The organism is Enterococcus sp. 9E7_DIV0242, assembly GCF_002140975.2.
GTDB lineage: Bacteria > Bacillota > Bacilli > Lactobacillales > Enterococcaceae > Enterococcus_L > Enterococcus_L clewellii.
Window position 1 is genome coordinate 1,071,816 of sequence record NZ_CP147247.1, and the last position, 20,570, is coordinate 1,092,385.

Sequence of the window (20,570 nt, forward strand, 5' to 3'; positions counted from 1 at the left end):
TAACATTTGTGATATCACAAATTCATTATATGTATATGCTTTCACAATGTCAACAACTTTCTGCACATTTGTTTAATTATAATCACAAACGTTAAAAACCTCTAGTTGATCTATACAATCTGTACAAATCAACTAGAGGATAAAAAATTATGTGTACTTCCTATTTTTATTGAAATAATCAAAGGCGGTAACCGGATTTGAACCGATGCTAAAGGTTTTGCAGACCTCTGCCTTACCACTTGGCTATACCGCCATTTTTTAGAATCTCATAGAAAACAGCCCGTGTATTTCTACTACTGAATTCTATTATAACTCGCTTACTACTTCTTTATATTATCAGGTAATGCATGCAAGAAAATTCGGAAAACATTCGAATATGATTTTTGATTTGCCTTTCAGAGCATTTGAATCTTGGGTCAAACGACAAAAAAGCCTGGATTTCCAGACTTTTATATAACGCTTTTCGATAAAAAAGAATGAACAGCTTTTTCTGCGTGCTCAATCCAACGAAAGGATCTCACGAGCGGTTTCTTCGGTAGTAACCAAGGTTGTCAATATTTCCCCTTTTAATGCGGCATGAATACTCCGAACTTTTTCCTTTGACTCAGCAATGCCTATTCGCTGAGGAACTCTCTTTAACTGCTCCATCGACAAGCCAATGATTCGATCATCCAGAGTGCTTTTTACTGCAACACCTTCCTTATCGAAAAATCGAGAGAGCACATCTCCAACAATCCCTTTCGTCTCTAAATCTTTCGCCTCTTCCCCATAAAACCCCTGCCAAACATCATTGGCACTTAAGCTAGGACTTCCAATACCAAACACAGCAATCTCCAGTTCTTGCCAAAGCTTGGAGAGTTCCTGATTAAACGAATTTTTCATCAAAGCAGTTCGTAACTCAGCGGTTTCTGTGATTGCCGGCGAATCGATCATAAGAGCGGCACAGCTAAGCTTTTTGGAAGCGGCATAAGCAATCGTATTCACATGATATTCACTGGCTAACTTACCGGACGGTCCGCCTATCATTGGCAAGCAAAGAACATTTTTCAATTCCTTTGTGCTCATTTCTTCCACCATCGCCGCTAACGCATGTCCCCAGGAAAAACCAACTTTCATTCCATCTTGTACATAGTTTAGAAAGTAATCACCCGCAGCTTTTCCAAGAAAATGTTCCTTCTGCTGTCGACTCAGTTCAGAGGCAACTGGAATAACCACGGCTTTTTCTAAACCAAATCGTTGTTCTAAGGTTTGCTCCAACGAATAGCTAGCCGATTTATCATAATTGATCGTGATCTGAACCACGCCTTCCTCTCTGGAACGCTTCAGTAAACGGCTGATTGTTGTACGATGGATATTCAGCTCTTTGGCGATCTGGCTTTGATTTTTATCTTCCTGATAATACATCTCAGCAATTCTTATCAATAATTTTTCTTCATCCATAATTAGGCTCCTTTGTTATCTGAACAAACTATATCATACTATTCACATTCGTGAAAGAAGAATATCATTTGTACTTTATTTTTATAGTCGTCAACGATTCAATGGTGCAAAATTTTTTCCGAAAATACTTTACTTTGAAGCTACTTAATAGTTTATTATGAGGATATCAATTGATACGTAACTAAAGGAGCCTTTTTATGAATATTGCGCAATTTTCAAAAATCAGCGGTGTCCCTGTCAGTACGCTTCATTATTATGACAAGCTCGCTCTCTTTTCACCAGCTGAAAAAAATGACCAAAATGGGTATCGTGATTATACAGCTGAACAACTGTCTGAGTTGAATAAAATTTTGACTCTTAGAGATTCTGGGATCAAGTTAGATGCGATTAAAGCAATACTTTCGAAGCAACCAGATATCACTTATCTGTCTCAGATGCTTGAAGAGAATATCGCGCTACTCGAAGATGAAGTAATTGATCGAAGAAACCGCATCCAAAGAATACAAACCGATTTATTTTTATTGAAGAACGGAGGAATCCCACTAATGAATGAAATCATCATTAAACAGATTGAACCTATTCATGGTGTCAGTATACGACGCAGCTACAAGAAAAATGATCCTAATCAAACCTTCGATGCATTTTGTGAAGAAATTTGGCAGGAGCTTGAGGAGAAAATTCAAAAATATAACATTTCGTTGACAACACCTTGTATGACTCGCTACTTTGAAGGACTTTTCTTTGACCCATCCAGCTCGTTAATCGACCTTGAAATTATTGAGCCTGTCATAAAACCGATACCGCTTAAACACTCAGAGCCTCTTCAAATGATTACATTACCTGGGCAAACAGTGGTCAGTGCTATTCATCACGGCTCGTTGTCTGAGATTGGGGATACCTTTGACAAGATGATGGTTTGGCTCAAAACAAATCATTATGAAGTAAATGGACCTATCAGAGAAATTTATCATCGAGTGGAAACAGATCCTTTAGCTGATCAAGCAACACCTGTCACCGAACTGCAGATTCCGATTACAGACGGATAAACGGAGCTTGATCCGGATGTAGCTACATCCGGATCACTGTTTATCTAGTGTTTAAAGGCTGAGGCATACTTATGTCATAGCTGCCTTTACAGTTAAAATAAACTCTTTTCACATTTCTTCTCTAAACCATAAATTTTTTATGATAAGATATATTCATAATGTAAGCGAGTTGTTGTATATGGTATTTTCCCTTTGGCTGTTCTAATTTCACCATCATAGTATGTTGTTGGTTCTCTTAGCCAAAAATGAGAGAAAACTGAATGAAAGACGTTATTCACTACTCTTTGTTTGTTCATAATAGTTTTAGTCATCACCACTTTTCTTGGGATAATACGTCTATTTCTTTTCTCTCTTTCCAGACTCATCGAACCGTTTTTAGATTTAATTCGAAGGTTGGAGTAAGTACCATACCGCACTGCTTATATACAGATAACAAAATTAATGGTTATGCTCATCGCTTCGCAGAGATGGCCCTATTCCATTATTTAGTAGGAGGAGTCATGAAATTAGTAGAAATGTCTGAGATAGAGTTTCTCAGTTATATTGATGCTGCTATTGATAGCTACACCAAAGAGCTTATAAACAGCAAGCGTTTTCCCACAGAAAAGGAAGCAAATGATTTTGCTATGTGGGAATACAAAGAAGATATATTTAAAGAAGGGTACCATACAGAGCATACGTTTGTTTTCAATTTAGTTGCTGAAAAGAAAACTGTGGGGATTATTTGGATATTGATGGAGAATGGGATAGCATTTATTGGCGACTTTCTGGTTTACCCAGAATGCCAAGGTCAAGGTTTCGGCTCTAGTGCATTAAACCAAATTGAGTCAATTGCACAGTCGAAAGGGGCGACTGCTATTCGCTTGGGTGTGTTCAAGCATAATTCACTTGCCCAGAAACTCTATCGTAAAAACGGTTATGCCACTTATAAAGAGCGAGAAACAAATTATATTTTAGAAAAAGCGTTAAGATGATTAACCCCTTAATAATTTCAGGAGCCGCATTAAACTCATGTGCTTGCTCCTGATTTTTTTATGTAGTCAATAAATAGAATGAATTTTCTGAAAGTTTGTGCAATTATTTTCAAGCAAAATAAGTTTTTATTTTTTTTGATCGTGGTACTATAGTCAAAACTATTATCTTATGGAAAGCGAGGAAAGAATCATGAACAATCGAACGACGCTACTAGTTGCTAAAGATGAGCATTTGTATTTCTTTGATACGTTGTCTGATATCGATGTTATTGCTGGTCACCAACTGCTTCGCGCTCCTTGGGATAAAACAAACTGGGAAGAAAAATTGGCTCAGTATTCTCTGATTGTTTTCCTTGATTATGGCTTTGAACCGAAAATGGCTGAAGTCATTCGTCCCTACACACAAGCAAAGCTGGTTCTTTTTTTCTGGAACCACATGACCAAAGAAAAAATCCAACTGTTGTACAGAACGCAGGCTGAATCATATATCGATGCTTACTATACCTTCGATCCTTTGGAGGCACAGGAATTCCACTTAAATCATAATTCAACGTTTTATTCCAGACAAATGTTGCTTCCTGATAAAGAAATCAAACGAGACCTCTTCTTCGGTGCTTCGGATAACGGTCGAAAAGAAATGGCTCAATCGCTTTTGATGATTTTTAATTACCTAAAGCTTGATACGCATTACTTTATTCTAAATGGTCGAGGCAATGATCAAAAAGGCTATTTGTCCTATAAAGACTATTTGAGTTATGTCGCTGAAAGTAAAGGAATCTTGGAAATCATGCGTCCGGGGCAAACCGGCATTACACTGCGTTCCCTTGAATCTCTTTTCTTTAAGAAAAAATTAGTAACAACAAACAAAAAAATCCGTCACTATCATTTTTATAATCCGGAGAATATTTTTATTATCGGTGAAGAAGATTTTGCTCGCCTTCCTGAATTTCTAAATTCACCCTATCAAGATACAATGGACGATTTACTGGCGTTCTATAGTGAAGACCAATGGATGAAGCGATTCTTTGCAGATGATGCGAGCTCTTTTGGCGATCAGGAATATCGCTCTCAGATTTTCAATCATGATTACACAAGCGACAGACTATTCTCTGCTTAACACAAAAAATGAACGTTGCCGAAAATGGCAACGTTCATTTTTCATTTCTTTTCCGTGACCAGCTTCAGCTTGCCACGGCAGCTACCGCAGACATAACGGCTAACATTGATTCGTCGTTTTCTTCTGATCATTGAACCACAGCTCTGACATTGGTAAGAATGATAAGATGTTTCCTTGTCTATTAACGGTTGAACATAGCGACTGCCGCCAGTTTGAGCTAACAATTGCTTAAACTCTTTGTCTTTATGCTGATAGCCCCTCTTCTCCAAATGAAGATGATAGTGACATAGCTCATGTTTGATCACACCAATCAGTTCATCCAAGCCATACTTTTCAACGACCTTTGGATTAAAATCGATATCATGACTACCAAGGTGATAGCGCCCGCCTGTCGTTTTTAGCCGAGCATTATAATAGGCTCGATGAAGAAATGGCTTCCCAAAAAAACGTAGAGAGATATCTTCTACCAATAGCTGCAGCTGTTTCTCTGAAAGTAGATCAGCAGCTGTTATTGAAACAGACATGCTATTTCTTCTCTTTCACAGTTGGAAGCATAGTCAAACTGATTCGTCCTTTTTTCAAGTCGATGGCTTCTACCCAAACAGTGACTACATCACCAACTGCCACAACATCTGTTGGATGCTTGACAAAGCGATTGCTCAATTTAGATATATGCACCAGACCGTCCTGTTTTACGCCGATATCTACAAACGCACCAAAGTCAATAACATTACGAATTGTTCCTTGAAGCTCCATTCCTGGTTTTAAATCCTCCATAGAAAGGACGTCTTTTCGTAAAAGTGGTGCAGACATCTCATCTCGCATATCTCTTCCCGGCTGAGCCAAAGAAGATAGAATGTCTTTTAATGTCTCTGTGCCGACAGACAATTCTTCTTTCAGTTCTGTCAGCTTCAAGGCTTTGATTTTCTCTGTTGTTTCAGCAGTTCCCAGCTCTTTCAAGGCGACATCCGCTTTTTCTAAAACAGCTTTTGCCGTATCATAGCTTTCCGGATGGATACCTGTATTATCCAATACATTTTTTCCATCTGGAATACGCAAGAAGCCAATTGCTTGCTCATAAGCTTTCGGTCCTAAGCGGGGAACCTTCTTGATTTGGTTTCGTGCAGTGAACTCACCATTTTCATCTCGATAAGCAACAAGATTATGGGCAGTTGTTTTGTTCAATCCAGAGATATATTGCAATAGCTGTGGACTCGCTGTATTCACATCCACGCCGACTTGGTTTACTGCCGTTTCCACAACAAAGCTTAGCTGCTCAGCTAGTCTCTTCTGGGACACATCATGCTGATACTGGCCTACTCCGACAGCCTTTGGATCGATTTTAACTAACTCAGCTAATGGGTCTTGCAGTCTACGAGCAATGCTGACTGCGCTTCGCTCTTCAACTTGAAGATTCGGAAATTCTGTTCGTGCTACCTCACTGGCAGAGTAAACGGAAGCCCCCGCTTCATTAACAATCACGTAAAATACTTCCTGTGATAGCTGCTTCAACTGCTCAGAAACAAACTGCTCAGATTCACGACTCGCCGTGCCATTTCCAATCGCAACCATCTCTACACCATACTGCTCGATCAGCTTGCGTAATGCCGGTCCCGCTGCCGCTCTCTTTTCTCCGGAAGCTGGCTTATGCGGATAAATCACTTGGATTGCCAATACTTTTCCAGTTGGATCGACGATGGCCAATTTACAACCTGTACGGTACGCCGGGTCAAAGCCCAACACAACTTTTCCTTTCAAAGGTGGTTGTAATAATAAGTTACGCAAGTTTTCACCAAATATTTTTATTGCCTGCTCATCTGCCTGCTCCGTCAGCTCATTGCGGATTTCGCGCTCGATTGCCGGTCCTATGAATCGCTTATAGCTATCTTGATACGCTGCTTCAATGTAAGAAACAGAAATGGAGTGTTGTTTTTTGCCAATCAGCTGTCTGTTAAAATACTCTTGGATTTTCTGCTCATCAACCAATAAAGAGATTTTCAAAATGTCTTCTTTCTCTCCTCGATTCGTTGCTAGCACGCGGTGGGAAACCATCTTACCGACAGGCTCTGAAAAGTCATAGTACATGCCATAAACTTCTTTTTCGTCTTTCTCCGCATTTTTTACACTGCTGACATATTGGCCTTTATTAAAGGTGTAATCTCTGATCCATTTACGGAATTTCGCGTCATCACTGATTCGCTCCGCCAGAATTTCATGTGCCCCCAGCAATGCTTCTTCTGCTGAAGCTACTTCTTTTTCATCATTTATATACGTTTTGGCCTCAGCCAACACATCGCCTTTTTCAGGTAGTTCAGCCAGCCAGTCCGCTAATGGTTCCAGCCCCTTCTCTTTGGCAATCGTTGCTTTCGTCCGTCGTTTTTGCTTATATGGTCGATACAGATCTTCCACCTGCTGCATTTTGGTCGCAGACAAAATATCCTTTTTCAATTCATCTGTCAGTTTTCCTTGTTCAGCAATTAGACGTTGAACTTCTTCTTTTCGTTTTTCAAGGTTGCCCAGATAGGTATAGCGTTCTTCGATTTCTCTGATTTGCACCTCATCCAGACTACCGGTCATTTCTTTCCGATATCGTGCGATAAAAGGAACAGTATTCCCTTCGCCTAAAAGCGTCAATACTGTTGTAATCTGATTCGGGCGATACCCAGTTAATTCTTTTTGAAGCAGATTCACTACTTCCTGATTATAAATCTCAGCCATTTTTTCAACCTCTTTCTTTAGCATACCTGTCCATTTTAGCACAGTCTGCTCTTTTTTAGAAAAGCAAAATAAGGAAGTTTGGAAAAACTACAAAGGGACACTCTAAATTATTGCTAAACCTATGATATGCGATTGAAATAACAGGTAGCAAACTTGGAAACTACGTCTGAATTTTTAGATCATGACTGATACATGTAGTAGCAATTATAGGAGGAATTTTATAGTACACACCATCACAAAAGTGAGTTAGATATATACTTTTTTTCGTGCAAACATTTTTTAACTAACCCTTATGCTGAGAACTAATTTTCAGGTTCATTTTTTCTGTATTCTGAGTATGGTATACTTTAACCTACAATTTATGTTAGGGGACACTTTTATGAACAATTCAACACTTCTAAAACGATTCATTCAATCTGCTGCTGTTTTCTATCTCACGTTCTTCACTGCTCTCTTAATCGGTCAATTTCTTTTACCTGAGGGCTTCTTAAGAGCTTACAATACTGGCGGAAACATCACTTTTTCTTCAGATATTTTTTTCAGTACGCTGCAGATTTTTCTGTTTAATTTGCTGTCTGTTTTAGCAATAGTTGTTGCTAACCTATTTTCAAAAAGGAAGACATCCGAACAAGAGTATACGGGTTCTGGCTTCCTTGTTCTTTTTGTACTATGAACAATTTTTGGATTGACTTTAGGGTCTAACTCGTTTGGGATAGTTAGAGATAATGCTGCTCTATCACAAAAATTATTAGATCTTTTTAGAGTGACCCAATATTCTGCATTATGGGAATTTTCAGCGTTGATTCTAATAAACAGTGCTACAATAGATAAAGGACTTCTTTTAACCACAGGGAAAAAGACTGAAGTACGGTCTTTTAGAAAAATAAGCTACTCTTCTTCTGAAATGAAGATTTTACTTCTTGCATTAATCTTCCTTCTTATAGGTGCTATCGTAGAAAGTCATTTATTAATAAAATAGTCATTTGATTATGAAAACGCACATATCGCTATATAAAAAGCTTGGAAAACAACGACGCAATCTGATGTCGTAGCTTTCCAAGCTTTCTTTTTTTCTAACCTGTTGTGAGTTACTAAGTTCCCGTTTGAATATACCTTTGTTATTAAGCTCAGCCTTTTGATCGAAATCGCACGATTCAAAGACTTAAAAATCCGGTTGCCAAGGTCCATTCATATTCTGGTATTCAATATCCTGTACAATTCCTGTCTTATCGAAGATAACGCCATGAACAGAACCACCAAAAACTGCACCGCCATCAATGCCGATCTTACCATCCGATAACCACAGGTCCGTTGTTTGCATATCACCATGCAACATCGGTGTGATTGTATGACCGAAAACGATTGTTTTTCCCGTATTATTCTTTCCTTGATGGAACGCGTCTCTAATCCAGATAAAATCATGTGGACTCGTATCATGCCAATCCTTTTTCAGTAAATCCACCCCAGCATGCACGAAGATATAGTCTTCCCATTCATAATATAGCGGGCGTTGAACCAGAAATTCCACTAATTCAGAATAACGACTGCGAATCATCATGGCGATTTCTGTTGGCGAATACTCTTCTGTTGCACCTTTGTGAAGCAGGCTCTCCATCGTTTCTTTGCCACCGTTTCTAACATAGCCCGGATACCAGTCCTCAGGATTTTGTAAGAACTGTAGAAAATATTCTTCATGGTTTCCGCGAAGATAAATTGCCCCATGTTCTTCAGCTAGTTTCTTGCCAAGTAAAAAGCAGTCCTTGCTCTTTTTCCCTCGATCGTTCAAATCACCAATCAAAACCAGTTGATGTTTTGTCTCATCATAAAAATCAACTAACTGCTGAAACAGCTCATATTCTCCATGGATATCACTGATGGCATAAACGTATTCTTTCATTTAAAACACCTCTATTCTTTCCAGCTTCTATTGCTATCAGTATACCTCACTTTTGAAAAAAAAATAAATGATGAATAAATAAAACAGGCACATTCGTTTCAGTTTTTACCGAATACAAATGCACCTGATACTGTTAGTTCTCGATCATAGGAAAAGCAATAAGCTCAAAAAGTTCCTCTGGAATTTCAAAATGGCCAAACCGAAGCTTTGAGCGATATTCCTGCCAAATTGGAAATCTATTAATAGAATCCAAAGAAAGTGGGCAAGTGACATCTAGAAAAGCGATATTCTTTCTATACGGGATAAATCCGGGAAACATCTCAACTGGATAAGCCTCACCAGTCAATACCTGACCAACTGCCATAAATTTCTGATAACGTTCATTGGTTTTCAATTTCTTTTTAGGCGCGTAATAAATCAACCAATCTCCCGCCTTCATTCTATTTAACGGTGCACCTTTTCCATGGCAGAGCTGGGCAAACCCACCAACAATACCTATTTCTACATGTTCCTTTGAGGCAACACCTATCCAATAGTTCATTTCATTCTCTACACTGCAACATTTTCTCTAAAAGTCATACCGGAAATTACTGTCGCCTGATCAAAACCAATCTCATAAACCTGTAATTGTTCGGCACCAGATTCAATGATTTCTGCATAAAACGGCATTTTAGCGACCCATGCTTCAGCCAGATCCTGTAAAGATTGCTCACTCGGCTTAGCGATCCCTTTCAACACACGAACATGGTCACTTTCATCCCCTTTGATTACGGTAGTAAACGAGACTTTTGGATTTTTTTGAAGCTCCGCTACCTTTTCATTTCCTTTGAAGGTTGAAAAGTAAACAACCTTTCGTTCTGGGTCATAAAGGAAGTTGACAATCCTTACATTTGGCTGTCCCTCTACACTTGTTGCTAACGCGATTTCCTGTTGCTGGGCCATCATTTCTTTAAACATATTTTCTGCATTCATTCTTATTCCTCCTACTAATGTAATTGCCTGTTACAAGATAATCTTATCAAAAGAACCTTGACAACTATTTGTCAGGGTTCTATGCTTTTAATAAAGAAATATCATTTTTTAGGATAAATCGTTTCATTACATAATAAGACCACTACACGAAAGGAGAACCTAGATGAAAAGTGAACGGCTATTGGCTATCACGATGATGCTTTTAGAACAAGAACAAATCAGCGCACCTAAACTCGCTGAACTATTTGAAGTCTCTGTTCGCACCATTTACAGAGATATCGAGTCGCTGAGTCAGGCGGGGATTCCGGTTGTTGCCTTTCCCGGAAGTAAAGGCGGTATTCGAATCATGGAAAATTATAAAATCGATCAACGGTTCTTCACAACCTCTGATTTAATTTCTCTTTTGACCAGTCTTAACAGCATGCATAAGCACATGAACAGCAAGCAAACTGCATACACTATAGAAAAGTTGAAAGCTCTAGTTCCAAAGAAAATGGAAAAAGAAGTCGCATTAAAAACGGATCAACTGATCATTGATCTCTCTCCTTGGATTCAAAACGGACAAGCTGGTGCTTCTATCGACTTGATCCAACAGGCACTTGATAATCAAAATGCTTTGTCTATCGACTATGAAAATCGAGCGGGCCAATATTCCAGTCGAGTGATCGAACCCTATCGGCTGATTTTAAAGGAAAGCAGCTGGTATACCCAAGCCTTTTGTTTAGAAAAACAAGAATTCCGGATTTTCAAAATATCCAGAATGAAGAACATCCAACAAACCAATCACCTCTCTGACCAACGAACACCTCCTCCAGTTACTTTTGGGAGAGATACCAGTGGGAGAACAGCATTTATCACCCTGTCATTGGAAGTCGATTACTCTGTGAAGGATCAGCTATCTGAGCGGTTCAATGATTTAGCGTTTATTCCACAAAAACATTCGGATCGTTACCTTGTTGAATTTCCTTACTTCATTCCTGATGAATTTGGCTATCATCTTCTTTTGGGATTTGGCACTCGCTGCAAATGCTTGGCACCTGACACTATCCGCGAAGAGCTGGTCAAAAGATTGAAAGAAATGCTAGATTTTTACGAAGTATAGGATACTGAGACTCGAAAATCAGCTTCCAGTTTAACGACTGATTGGTTGATTTTTTCTTCATGTAAAAATCTCCTCTATATTTTCAGTTTAATTATTCGTATAATAAATGAATAGGAGTTAGCAAGAAAAAACAGATGGTTGACATTTAAGGAGGGAAAGATATGAGAGAACCATTACAATTTGGAACACGAGAAGCGTTTAGAAGCTGGCTGGCCGACAATAGCCAAACCAGTGAAGGTGTTTGGTTGTTATTTGGAAAATCCAAGGAAGTTGTAACGCTCAAAGCCGGAGAAGCTTTAGAAGAAGCGCTTTGCTTTGGCTGGATTGATGGGTTGATGAAAAAGGTCGACGAGCATTCGTACATCAAATATTTCGCTGCTCGAAGAAAAGACAGCAAATGGTCTGTGAAAAACAAATCGCTTGTTGAGAAGCTGGAAAAAAATGGACAAATGACCGATTTAGGTCGAGCAAAGGTAACCGAAGCAAAGAAAAATGGGCAATGGGATAATGCGACCAAGCCCTCAGATATTACTAATGAGCAGATTGCCACTGTAGCTGACCTGCTTTTGGAAAATGAGCTAGCACATACCAATTTTCAAGCCATGTCTCCCTCTGTCAGAAAAACCTATACTCGAGCCTATCTTGATGCGAAAACAGATGCTGGTCGAGCAAAACGTCTGACTTGGATGATCGATCGTTTGGAAAAGAATCTAAAACCAATGTAACCTTTATAGAGAAAAAAGAACGACGCTTCTCCAGTGACAAAAGAGTCTGACTTTTAAAGGTCAGCTCAATCCTACTGCGAAGCTCCGTTCTTTTTTGTTAGATGGTTCCGTGCTCAAAACAGTCTATCTCACAGCCCCAACTGTTTTGTCATTACAGCAGTGTTTTCCTCCCCATAATCCCCACTTCCATATAGTGAAACAAAATCCGGTAGCAAAAACTCAAACATTGCTTTCTCGGACTGTTTAAATCCAGCTTTTTCATAAGAACGGATGGCCCTCTTATTTTTAGCTGACGGTGCAATAATCAGCTTTTTAATACTCAATGTTTCATTCAAGTATTCACCAAGCAACATCAACGCCTCCGTACCGTAGCCCTTTCCACAATTGGCCTCACTATTCATCCAAATATCCAGCTCTGCAAATGAGGGCTTCAAATGAAACGCAGAATAACTGATAAATCCGACAGGTACACCTTGAGCTATAATCATGTAGCCTCTGCCTTCGTTAGGCTTCTCACCAGTAAAATAATACTCTTCGTAATATTCTGCGCAAAATTCTTCATAGGTTGCTATTGTTTTTTCAGGATAATCCGGTGGCCCGGAATGAGCCCTTGTTGTTTCCGATTGAAAACACCAGTCATAGACGTCCTGCCTATCTGCCAAGGTTGCTGGAACCAGTCTGATCCTCTTTCCCTTTATCATTTTTTCTCTCCTTTCATTTACCAACATATGACCTCGAACATGGATCCGAACAGCTCATTCGACAACAAACTTCTGCTCTTACATATTTCATGTTATTCCGATCCTCGAGACAGGAAATATTTTGTTTCTCTTCTTTTCATTCATTATATCAAAAAAGCACTGCTGGATACTGCCTATCCGCTACAATGCTTTCTCTTTATTGACGTAACTTACTTCGGTAATTCTTTGATAGTTATTCATCCTTTAATAGTAGCCAGAATAACTGTTTTGTTGAGCGGCTAAGCCAAAGGTCTCTGCAAATAGTTTTGCTTTGGCATCAAATTCTATCTTTTTCTTTTCCAATTCCAATCTGGAAAGTGTACTCGTTTCTTTGATTACTTTTTTTGAGTTTTCAATAATTTCTTTCATATTCATTCCTCCTCATATCAAGAATAGGCTTCTTCTGACAATCTTTTTCCCATCCAAAAAAAATTGATATCATGCTTTTTGAACGGAAAAAGTAAAATACGGTAATCCCGTTTCATATAAAAAATACTGGCGTTTTTTCTCCCTGTTAAAATGATGACGGAATGCCCTTGTTCCATTGCATACGCTTCGCAATGATCCAATAACTGATTACCAACTCGTTTTCCTTGAAATTCAGGCGCTACTGCAACCTGACGAACTCTTGCAAAATTGAATGGATAAAGCTGAATAGAGGCCGTACCAATCACTTTTCCATCTTCGACAGCTACATAGGTTGTCCATTTTTTCTCTTGTTTCCTATTGATCTTGCTTCCCAACACCTGCTTACGAAGAGTCATTGCTTCATATGCATTCGGGCTGGATTCTTTTGCTAGTTGAATATTCATCCTCAGACCTCCATCCTTTGTATAGGGGCACACCACTTTTTCAGCAGCTCTTTTTACTCACGCTTACCAGTTATCCCACTCACTGTCTTCTCGTTTGTCAAAATGGTCAGAGCAATTATTCTTTTCTTTGCTGCCATCTGAATAGAACCCTTCGAAATCCTTACGATTAAAACCACCGCGACGATCAAACTGACGGCGCATAGCATGCTTCATTTCTCTCATCTCTCTTTTGAATTCTCTCCGTTCCTGTGCAGACATACTGTGATAGTCCTTGCCGGCGAATTCTTTCATGAACTGCTCACGGAAATCCTTCATTGATCCCAGCATTTCAAAAGGCAACTTAGGAAAATCAGAAAACTCGCAGAAATCTTCTCCCCAACCATTTTGTATCTTGTTCAACAGTTGATTCAACTCTGCTTGCTCTTCATCCGATAAACCAGCAAAAAATTCTTCTGAACGATCTTGCTTTTGTTTCATAGGGCTTGCTTTCGCACGGCCTTTTTCCGTGATAAACACTTGTTTGATTCGTTTATCATTCGGATCTTCTCGACGCTCGATTTCACCACGTTGCGCTAGTTTATTTAAAATTTCTGTCAACGAGCTAGGACGAATATCTAATAGCTCGGCCAAGACACCTTGAGTCATTCCATCTTCTTCAAGTAAAAGGTCCAATACCAGCTGTTGCGTAGGAGCTTTTTTCTTTAGCATCGCAGTATTGATCAATCGACTCCCTGCTGTTCCTACAATCGATAAATTTTTCAATAGCTCTTTCGTATAGTCGCTCATGATTGTTCCTACTTTCTCTATTTTTTTGCTTATTTACTCACTCCATTACTTAGGTACCTAAACTTTATATTCGAATTATAATTCGGTACCTAACTATTGTCAATAGAAATGAATAAAAAAAGTTTGTGTTTAACTTTTCTTATACTTTTTAAACAAAAAAAGACAGCAAAAAAGCGAGGTTGGGACAGAAGTGTTAAGCTTCAAGCAATAAGATGGAATTCACGAAAATTGCTTCACAAATTTTTGCTGAATTTCAGCTTATTGTCGAAGAAGTTGCTTCTGTTCCACCGTTTATTCGGGTTTAGATACAGAACAAGCGTAGGACTTGAGTTATGTCCCACGCTCACTATTCTCCTATTTCCCTAAAGACAAACGGATTTTATTTTTGATTTGCTCAGCAGTCAGTCCGTATGCTTTCTGAAGATACTCCGGCGTTCCAACTTGTCCAAATTGTTCATCTACGCCAATGCGCAACAATGGAATAGCGAAGTTCTCTTCTGCCAACACTTCAGCAACTGCACTACCTAAACCACCTGTAATCGAGTGATTTTCAATTGTCACGATGCTTCTTTTATTCTGTCCTTCTTCAATAATCAGCTGTCGGTCAAGCGGTTTGATCGTAAACATATCGATCACTTCACAGCTGATCCCCTCTTCTCCTAATTCTTCTGAAACTGTCAGTGCTTCTGAAACCAGCTGACCTGCTGCCAGAATCAAAACATCGTCTCCTTTTGTTAGGATATTTCCTTTTCCGAGCTGGAATGTTGTTCCTTCTGCATAGATATTCTGAACACTTTTCCTGTTTCCTCTCACGTAATGAATCCCTTGATGCTTACTGAATTCTTTGATGATCCACTTCATTTGAACGGCATCTGCTGCATCACAGACCACAGAATTAGGAATCGCTCGAAGCAGCGCCACGTCCTCCCAAGTCGTATGTGTCCCTCCGTTATGTCCGACAGCAAATCCAGGGTCCGAGCCATAAATATTTATCGTATTTTTTGAATAACCACCGGATAAAAACAGCTGATCAAACACTCGTCTGGTCGCAAATGGGCCAAAAGTATGAACAAAAGGGGTGTAACCAGCCAAGTTTAACCCGGCGGCAACTCCGACCATATTGGCCTCTGCGATCCCAACATTGATAAACCGCTTCGGATCAGCAGCAGCCAGCTTGTTCCAGCCGCTGGCTGCACCTAGATCTGCTTCTAATGCCACGACACGTTCATTTTCAGCCATCAGCTCCTCGATTGCTGAAACAACACAACCACGCAGCTCCGGTCCCATTTCTCTTTTTTCGTCTAGCTCAACCATTCCTTGTCATCTCCTTGATCTCCTCTTCCAGCTTAACCAGTGCTTTCTCAGCAGCTTGATTGACTTCTTCAGTGTTGAATTTCACAGAATGATTATCTGCCATCTGTTCGAAATACGGGATTCCTTGCCCTTTAGTGGCGTCCAAAATAATACAAACCGCTTGATTTGACATCAATTTACACTGTTGGATTGCCTGATTGATTGCTGATAAACTATCACCTTTGACTTTTTCTACGTGAAAACCAAAAGCCTTCATTTTCTCTGCTATGTCAAATGGATTCAATATATCCAGTGTTTTACCATCTAGCTGCTTTTTATTTTCATCAATGACTACCAGACAATTATCGAGTCTTGCGTGTGCGATATATTGAAACGCCTCCCAACACTGCCCTTCGTTCAACTCACCATCACCAACAATTAAATAAACATAATTGTTTTTCTGCGACAACTTTAAACCTGTAGCAATTCCAGCTGCTACAGAAGTTCCTTGTCCTAGCGAACCTGTTGTGGCATCAACACCCGGCGTTTTATTCCTGTCCGGATGAGAAGGTAAACTCGTCCCGCCTTCGTTAAGCGTTCGTAAATGAGCCCGATCAAAATATCCAGTATTAGCCAATGCACTATATAAAGCAACTCCGGCATGCCCCTTTGAGAGTACCAATCGATCTCGTTCCTCCCATAAAGGATTATTGGGATCAATAGCCATCTGTTTTCCATATAGCACTGCCAGCAATTCGACAATCGACAACGATCCGCCTAAATGCCCTTGTCCCATATGCTTGATAGATGCTAAGGTATCATATCTGATTTTTTTTGCTAGTAAATCCAGCTGTTGCCATTCCATTTCTGCCATCACACCTGTTGTCATTTTTGTACTCCTTCTCATACATTATTCTGAAGCTGCTTCTGTATTCTTTTTTCCGAAAAGAGTAAGACCTAGTAATACGGCCAAAACAGCAATGATTCCACCAATGACTAGCATCTGTCCACCATTATTCGCTAGATTCCCAAGGAAAATCCCTGTCACGCCATAATCAGTATCCGAGAAGGTCGACCCTTGAAACCCAAGATCTCCCATGACCGGCATAAGCAAGATTGGCATGAAGCTGATGATAATACCATGAATAAATGAACCAATAACAGCTCCTCTGACACCGCCTGTTGCATTGCCATATACACCCGCTGTAGCACCACAGAAAAAGTGCGGAACAACACCTGGGATAATCACTGTCGTACCAGTCATGACCATAATTGCCAGGCTGACGATCCCACCAACAAAGCTCGTTAAAAAGCCAATCAAAACAGCATTAGGAGCATAGGGAAAGACGATTGGACAATCCAAGGCTGGAATTGAATTCGGTACTAGCTTTTCAGATATTCCTTTGAACGCCGGAACGATTTCCGCAAGGATCAAGCGAACACCTGCTAGAATAACAAACACACCTGCCGCAAATGAGCCTGCCTGCTGTAAAGAATAAATGATGTAATTCATTCCACCACTCAGGTTTTCACTCACAAAGTCATTCCCGGCAAAGAGAGCGACAATCACATAAACAACTGCCATAGTCAGTGTAATACTTACTGTCGAATCTCTTAGGAAAGAAAGGCCCTTAGGAAAGTTGATGTCTTCTGTTGATTTTTCTTTATTCCCAACATACTTACCAATCAAGCCACTCAAAGCATAACCAAAATTCCCTGTGTGTCCCAACGCAACAGAATCATTTTTAGTAATTTGACGGGTAAACGGCTGAGCAATTGCCGGAAAAATCGTGTTTGCCAGCCCCAATGCCAGACCTCCAAACAAGACTAACATAATAGTGTTCATGCCGGTCACGCTCAAAATAACAGCTATCATGCAAGCCATATAAAGTGTCGCATGCCCAGTTAGATAAATGTACTTGTATCGGGTAATTCGTGCAATCAGGATATTGAATACCATCCCAGTCAACATAATAAGTGCTGTATATGTGCCGTATTTTGTCAATGCCAGAGCGACAATTGCTTCATTGTTTGGGACCACACCTTGCATATTGAAGGCTGCCTGAAACATCTCGCCAAACGGTGCCAATGAGCCTTCAATCACCCCTGCTCCAGCTGTGACGACCAAGAACCCAACAAAGGTCTTGATTCCCCCTTTCACCGTTGAAGCCAAATCCTTTTTCTGCAGTACATTCCCCAAAACTGCAATCAATGCAACCAGCAATGCCGGTGTACTGGCAATATCAATTAAAATATCTAAAATATTATCCATTTTTTTGTCCTCCTTTAATGTGCTATAGCAGTCCCTTTTCTCTACAAACTGTAGTCACTTTTTCCTTTAGCTCATCCATATCGATGATGCTGTTCAAGACAATGACTTCTCCTAAATGCGTCGCACTATCTGCTAGATCGCCACCGACAAAAAATACATCAGCCAACTCCGGTGTTGCACTCCCCATATCATAATGCGAAACCTCGACACCACTTACTCCAAGTTCGTTTAATACTGTATTGATATTCATTTCCACCATAAAGCTTGATCCTAATCCTGACCCACACACTGCTGCAAATTTCATTTTATTCCTCTCCTTCTGCTAAAATTTTTAGAATACTTGCTTTTGTATCTGCTTGAAGCAAGGCTTGCAATCGTTCTTTATTCGACAGAATTTTCGTCAAGCTTGCTAACGCCTTCAAATGCATTTCATTATCCACTGCTGCCAGACAAATGAACAGTTGAATCGGATGCTTCTCATCATCCATCAGTAAAATCGGTTTTTGTACCTTCAACAGGGACATCCCTAACTCTTTTACACCATCCTCCGGACGTGCATGGGGTAAAGCAACACCTTCTCCGATATGAATAAACGGTCCATGCTTCTTTACTTTATCAATCATCGCAGCCACATATCGTTGCTCTATTTTGTTCTTTTTCAACGGCTGAGCGGCATAATCGATTGCTTCCTCCCAGTTCATCGAAACATCTGATAATTGGATCATATCTTCTGTAAGTAACTCAGATAACATCGGTCGATCATCTTCCCTTCTCTTCATCTCTTTGTTCATTTTTTTCTGTACGATTTTATAAAGCTTTTCTTTTGTTACACCTGTTTTCAGTAAAACATGAGGAAACAGGATATCAATAATTTCATCTACGGAAGGGATCAAGGTTTTCTGAAAAAGAAACGCTTCCTGTACTTCTCTCATTAATATGTTTTTTTCCAATTGCGACATGATCGGATTAATCACATAGACCTTTTTCTCTGTCTTTATAGGAACACTGGAAAAAATCAAATCGATTTCTTCATGACTCTCTGTTTCACTATAGGCATCTAGCGTACTTATTTCAGAAAAATCAATTTGTGGAAACAGCTCTTGAAGCTCCGTTTTCATGATCATCGAAGAGCTGATCCCACTTGGACAAAGAATCAATCCTTTCAACTGCACATTCTGTTTCATAGACTTTCGGCTTCGAATTGCACCGCCAAACAATACGGTAAAGTACCCTGTTTCCTCCATTGGGATTTTTTTCTGCACAAGATTTTCTAATGGAAATAAGCTTCTCTTTGTGAGCTCGAATATTTCATGGTACTGTACAACAATTTCGTCAATCAATACATTATTCAACGGCAACCCGAACTTGATTCGAAAATAGGCCGGCACCAGATGATAAAATAAATCCAACAACAATTTTCTATACTCCTGAAATTCCACCGCCGCTAAACGCTCTACTTCATGAATGATTTTTCCAGAACACTCCAATAGAAACTCTAATGATGTATCTTGTATTTCTCCTTGAACAACAGTCATGAAAAGAACCGTAATGTAGAGCTTTTCCATCTCTTCATTTCGAATATCTGAAAATTCCAGCAGAAATTGTTCCGAAGCACGATAAGCAATCAAGGTCTTTACCATCTGTTGCTCCTCTTCCTCAAATCGTATTTCATGCCTGCTCATTCGACCAACCAAATAAGAAATAAAATAGACCATTTCATCAAACCTGCTTGGCACAAGAACCAAGCTATACTGTTGGATGGTCCGAGAAAAACGTTGGCGGATATCAATATAGTAGTCAAATGAAACAGTTAACAGTCCTTTGTACAGCAAGCGTTTTCCATTTGTACACGCCATAAGCTTACCTAATAACACATACGCCATTGTTCTAACCGCTGCTTCATCTCCTGCTAGAAAGAAGCCTTCCCGTCTTGAATACTCTAAAGAAATCGCGCGTCCTTCAAGAAACTTCCTTAGCTTTTTTACATCTGCTAAAATCGTATTTTTACTGACCATAAAGAATTCCTGAAAATAGAATACAGACAATTCTTCAAAGCCGCTGAAGGTCAGAAAATAGATCATTGCTTGTCGTTCTTGCTCGGAATAAATTAACTCCTCTTCTCTTTGACCAAAAATGAGCGCCAGCCAGTTTTTTGTTGATATCAAGGGTACCCTGACTGTATTTTCTGTAAGCTCGATCTCTTCATCCAGTATTTCCTTTGCTAAACAACTTAACTTATTCAATTCAGTGGAAAGTTCTTCTCTTTTCATGCCAGTTATTGCAGAGGCTTCTTCAAGAGATAGTAGCTGATTTTCTGACGACATAATATAACTAATTCTGTAATCCATCATTATCCTTCCTCCTCCTTTACTATATAATGTGCTGCTCTAAATGCACAGAACAATTGGGTACAACTACAATGTGCCTTTTTCATTTGACTAGACCGTTGAATAAAAAATAACACATAAAAATCCTGTTAAATCTTTTTTAATCCCAAATCGGTAATCCCTCCAAGTGTGAATACCCTTTCATTCTAATGTATTATAGCTACTCCTTCCTGCCATTTTCATCATCAAAACAATTCAAAATAAAAAAACAAGAGCTTAGGATTCGAATATCAGCCTAATCTCTTGTTTTGTGTCTATTGAATGAGCAAGCAAACCTTGTTCACTTTTC

At 39.5% G+C, this 20,570-nt stretch carries 21 protein-coding genes and 1 tRNA gene; 6 read left to right on the forward strand and 16 right to left on the reverse strand.

Going from position 1 to position 20,570, the window contains the following annotated elements; all coding sequences use genetic code 11:
* Positions 1-182: 182 nt before the first annotated feature.
* Both A5888_RS05040 and A5888_RS05045 read right to left on the reverse strand, forming a co-directional pair.
* A tRNA-Cys gene (locus tag A5888_RS05040) sits at positions 183-253 on the reverse strand.
* A 245-nt stretch (positions 254-498) separates the two neighbouring features.
* Positions 499-1,440: a sugar-binding transcriptional regulator gene (locus tag A5888_RS05045; RefSeq protein WP_086348109.1), complete on the reverse strand. Its 942-nt coding sequence runs from the start codon at positions 1,438-1,440 to the stop codon at positions 499-501.
* 197 nt (positions 1,441-1,637) lie between these two features.
* Here A5888_RS05045 and A5888_RS05050 point away from each other — a divergent pair, with 197 nt between their 5' ends.
* From A5888_RS05050 to A5888_RS05060, 3 genes are all read left to right on the forward strand, one after another.
* Positions 1,638-2,486, forward strand: coding sequence for a MerR family transcriptional regulator (locus A5888_RS05050; RefSeq protein ID WP_086348110.1), 849 nt, complete (start codon positions 1,638-1,640; stop codon positions 2,484-2,486).
* Between the two features lie 500 nt (positions 2,487-2,986).
* On the forward strand, positions 2,987-3,460 hold the full coding sequence (locus A5888_RS05055) for a GNAT family N-acetyltransferase (protein ID WP_170924707.1): 474 nt from the start codon (positions 2,987-2,989) through the stop codon (positions 3,458-3,460).
* Positions 3,461-3,650: 190 nt separating this feature from the next.
* Positions 3,651-4,577 (forward strand): oligosaccharide biosynthesis protein Alg14, encoded by a 927-nt coding sequence (locus A5888_RS05060; RefSeq protein WP_249274417.1) that lies wholly within the window; start codon positions 3,651-3,653, stop codon positions 4,575-4,577.
* A gap of 41 nt (positions 4,578-4,618) precedes the next feature.
* Here the strand turns inward: A5888_RS05060 and A5888_RS05065 are convergent, their stop codons facing one another.
* On the reverse strand, positions 4,619-5,101 hold the full coding sequence (locus tag A5888_RS05065; protein WP_086348112.1) for a SprT family protein: 483 nt from the start codon (positions 5,099-5,101) through the stop codon (positions 4,619-4,621).
* A 1-nt stretch (position 5,102) separates the two neighbouring features.
* Positions 5,103-7,295 carry a Tex family protein gene (locus A5888_RS05070; RefSeq protein WP_086348113.1) on the reverse strand — a complete coding sequence of 731 codons (2,193 nt, stop codon included), beginning with the start codon at positions 7,293-7,295 and terminating at the stop codon, positions 5,103-5,105.
* A 379-nt stretch (positions 7,296-7,674) separates the two neighbouring features.
* On the opposite strand from A5888_RS05070, the gene A5888_RS05075 reads away from it, so the two are divergent.
* Complete coding sequence (locus tag A5888_RS05075) at positions 7,675-7,968, forward strand: hypothetical protein (RefSeq protein WP_249274418.1); 294 nt, start codon at positions 7,675-7,677, stop codon at positions 7,966-7,968.
* A 489-nt stretch (positions 7,969-8,457) separates the two neighbouring features.
* Here the strand turns inward: A5888_RS05075 and A5888_RS05080 are convergent, their stop codons facing one another.
* The 3 genes from A5888_RS05080 to A5888_RS05090 form a co-directional block, all read right to left on the reverse strand.
* Positions 8,458-9,192 (reverse strand): metallophosphoesterase, encoded by a 735-nt coding sequence (locus A5888_RS05080; protein ID WP_086348114.1) that lies wholly within the window; start codon positions 9,190-9,192, stop codon positions 8,458-8,460.
* A gap of 133 nt (positions 9,193-9,325) precedes the next feature.
* Positions 9,326-9,733, reverse strand: coding sequence for an EVE domain-containing protein (locus A5888_RS05085; protein WP_086348115.1), 408 nt, complete (start codon positions 9,731-9,733; stop codon positions 9,326-9,328).
* 8 nt (positions 9,734-9,741) lie between these two features.
* Complete coding sequence (locus tag A5888_RS05090) at positions 9,742-10,164, reverse strand: pyridoxamine 5'-phosphate oxidase family protein (protein WP_086348116.1); 423 nt, start codon at positions 10,162-10,164, stop codon at positions 9,742-9,744.
* 163 nt (positions 10,165-10,327) lie between these two features.
* Here A5888_RS05090 and A5888_RS05095 point away from each other — a divergent pair, with 163 nt between their 5' ends.
* A complete protein-coding gene (locus tag A5888_RS05095) occupies positions 10,328-11,266 on the forward strand; it encodes a helix-turn-helix transcriptional regulator (protein WP_086348117.1) in 939 nt (312 codons plus the stop codon).
* A gap of 161 nt (positions 11,267-11,427) precedes the next feature.
* Positions 11,428-11,991, forward strand: coding sequence for a YdeI/OmpD-associated family protein (locus A5888_RS05100; RefSeq protein WP_086348118.1), 564 nt, complete (start codon positions 11,428-11,430; stop codon positions 11,989-11,991).
* 128 nt (positions 11,992-12,119) lie between these two features.
* Here A5888_RS05100 and A5888_RS05105 read toward each other — a convergent pair whose 3' ends face one another.
* The 9 genes from A5888_RS05105 to A5888_RS05145 all read right to left on the reverse strand — a co-directional run bounded on the left by A5888_RS05105 (position 12,120) and on the right by A5888_RS05145 (position 20,245).
* A complete protein-coding gene (locus A5888_RS05105; protein ID WP_086348119.1) occupies positions 12,120-12,692 on the reverse strand; it encodes a GNAT family N-acetyltransferase in 573 nt (190 codons plus the stop codon).
* Positions 12,693-12,935: 243 nt separating this feature from the next.
* Positions 12,936-13,100, reverse strand: a complete 165-nt coding sequence (locus A5888_RS05110; RefSeq protein ID WP_170924708.1) for a hypothetical protein — start codon at positions 13,098-13,100, stop codon at positions 12,936-12,938.
* Positions 13,101-13,117: 17 nt separating this feature from the next.
* Positions 13,118-13,543: a GNAT family N-acetyltransferase gene (locus tag A5888_RS05115; protein WP_086348120.1), complete on the reverse strand. Its 426-nt coding sequence runs from the start codon at positions 13,541-13,543 to the stop codon at positions 13,118-13,120.
* Positions 13,544-13,606: 63 nt separating this feature from the next.
* A complete protein-coding gene (locus tag A5888_RS05120) occupies positions 13,607-14,329 on the reverse strand; it encodes a MarR family winged helix-turn-helix transcriptional regulator (protein ID WP_086348121.1) in 723 nt (240 codons plus the stop codon).
* A gap of 354 nt (positions 14,330-14,683) precedes the next feature.
* Positions 14,684-15,643, reverse strand: a complete 960-nt coding sequence (locus A5888_RS05125) for a transketolase family protein (RefSeq protein ID WP_086348122.1) — start codon at positions 15,641-15,643, stop codon at positions 14,684-14,686.
* Positions 15,636-16,496, reverse strand: a complete 861-nt coding sequence (locus tag A5888_RS05130; RefSeq protein ID WP_086348358.1) for a transketolase — start codon at positions 16,494-16,496, stop codon at positions 15,636-15,638. Before A5888_RS05130 ends, A5888_RS05125 begins: the two co-directional genes overlap by 8 nt.
* 36 nt (positions 16,497-16,532) lie before the next feature.
* Positions 16,533-17,894: a PTS ascorbate transporter subunit IIC gene (locus A5888_RS05135; RefSeq protein WP_086348123.1), complete on the reverse strand. Its 1,362-nt coding sequence runs from the start codon at positions 17,892-17,894 to the stop codon at positions 16,533-16,535.
* Between the two features lie 22 nt (positions 17,895-17,916).
* Positions 17,917-18,198, reverse strand: coding sequence for a PTS sugar transporter subunit IIB (locus A5888_RS05140; protein WP_086348124.1), 282 nt, complete (start codon positions 18,196-18,198; stop codon positions 17,917-17,919).
* Between the two features lies 1 nt (position 18,199).
* Positions 18,200-20,245 (reverse strand): BglG family transcription antiterminator, encoded by a 2,046-nt coding sequence (locus A5888_RS05145; RefSeq protein ID WP_086348125.1) that lies wholly within the window; start codon positions 20,243-20,245, stop codon positions 18,200-18,202.
* Positions 20,246-20,570: the final 325 nt, after the last annotated feature.

What these genes read in the sequence shown, in the direction of transcription:
- A5888_RS05045 (WP_086348109.1), bottom strand. Translation starts at nt 1,440, where the DNA reads ATGGATGAAGAAAAATTATTGATAAGAATTGCTGAGATGTATTATCAG.
- A5888_RS05050 (WP_086348110.1), top strand. Translation starts at nt 1,638, where the DNA reads ATGAATATTGCGCAATTTTCAAAAATCAGCGGTGTCCCTGTCAGTACG.
- A5888_RS05055 (WP_170924707.1), top strand. Translation starts at nt 2,987, where the DNA reads ATGAAATTAGTAGAAATGTCTGAGATAGAGTTTCTCAGTTATATTGAT.
- A5888_RS05060 (WP_249274417.1), top strand. Translation starts at nt 3,651, where the DNA reads ATGAACAATCGAACGACGCTACTAGTTGCTAAAGATGAGCATTTGTAT.
- A5888_RS05065 (WP_086348112.1), bottom strand. Translation starts at nt 5,101, where the DNA reads ATGTCTGTTTCAATAACAGCTGCTGATCTACTTTCAGAGAAACAGCTG.
- A5888_RS05070 (WP_086348113.1), bottom strand. Translation starts at nt 7,295, where the DNA reads ATGGCTGAGATTTATAATCAGGAAGTAGTGAATCTGCTTCAAAAAGAA.
- A5888_RS05075 (WP_249274418.1), top strand. Translation starts at nt 7,675, where the DNA reads ATGAACAATTCAACACTTCTAAAACGATTCATTCAATCTGCTGCTGTT.
- A5888_RS05080 (WP_086348114.1), bottom strand. Translation starts at nt 9,192, where the DNA reads ATGAAAGAATACGTTTATGCCATCAGTGATATCCATGGAGAATATGAG.
- A5888_RS05085 (WP_086348115.1), bottom strand. Translation starts at nt 9,733, where the DNA reads ATGAACTATTGGATAGGTGTTGCCTCAAAGGAACATGTAGAAATAGGT.
- A5888_RS05090 (WP_086348116.1), bottom strand. Translation starts at nt 10,164, where the DNA reads ATGAATGCAGAAAATATGTTTAAAGAAATGATGGCCCAGCAACAGGAA.
- A5888_RS05095 (WP_086348117.1), top strand. Translation starts at nt 10,328, where the DNA reads ATGAAAAGTGAACGGCTATTGGCTATCACGATGATGCTTTTAGAACAA.
- A5888_RS05100 (WP_086348118.1), top strand. Translation starts at nt 11,428, where the DNA reads ATGAGAGAACCATTACAATTTGGAACACGAGAAGCGTTTAGAAGCTGG.
- A5888_RS05105 (WP_086348119.1), bottom strand. Translation starts at nt 12,692, where the DNA reads ATGATAAAGGGAAAGAGGATCAGACTGGTTCCAGCAACCTTGGCAGAT.
- A5888_RS05110 (WP_170924708.1), bottom strand. Translation starts at nt 13,100, where the DNA reads ATGAAAGAAATTATTGAAAACTCAAAAAAAGTAATCAAAGAAACGAGT.
- A5888_RS05115 (WP_086348120.1), bottom strand. Translation starts at nt 13,543, where the DNA reads ATGAATATTCAACTAGCAAAAGAATCCAGCCCGAATGCATATGAAGCA.
- A5888_RS05120 (WP_086348121.1), bottom strand. Translation starts at nt 14,329, where the DNA reads ATGAGCGACTATACGAAAGAGCTATTGAAAAATTTATCGATTGTAGGA.
- A5888_RS05125 (WP_086348122.1), bottom strand. Translation starts at nt 15,643, where the DNA reads ATGGTTGAGCTAGACGAAAAAAGAGAAATGGGACCGGAGCTGCGTGGT.
- A5888_RS05130 (WP_086348358.1), bottom strand. Translation starts at nt 16,496, where the DNA reads ATGGCAGAAATGGAATGGCAACAGCTGGATTTACTAGCAAAAAAAATC.
- A5888_RS05135 (WP_086348123.1), bottom strand. Translation starts at nt 17,894, where the DNA reads ATGGATAATATTTTAGATATTTTAATTGATATTGCCAGTACACCGGCA.
- A5888_RS05140 (WP_086348124.1), bottom strand. Translation starts at nt 18,198, where the DNA reads ATGAAATTTGCAGCAGTGTGTGGGTCAGGATTAGGATCAAGCTTTATG.
- A5888_RS05145 (WP_086348125.1), bottom strand. Translation starts at nt 20,245, where the DNA reads ATGATGGATTACAGAATTAGTTATATTATGTCGTCAGAAAATCAGCTA.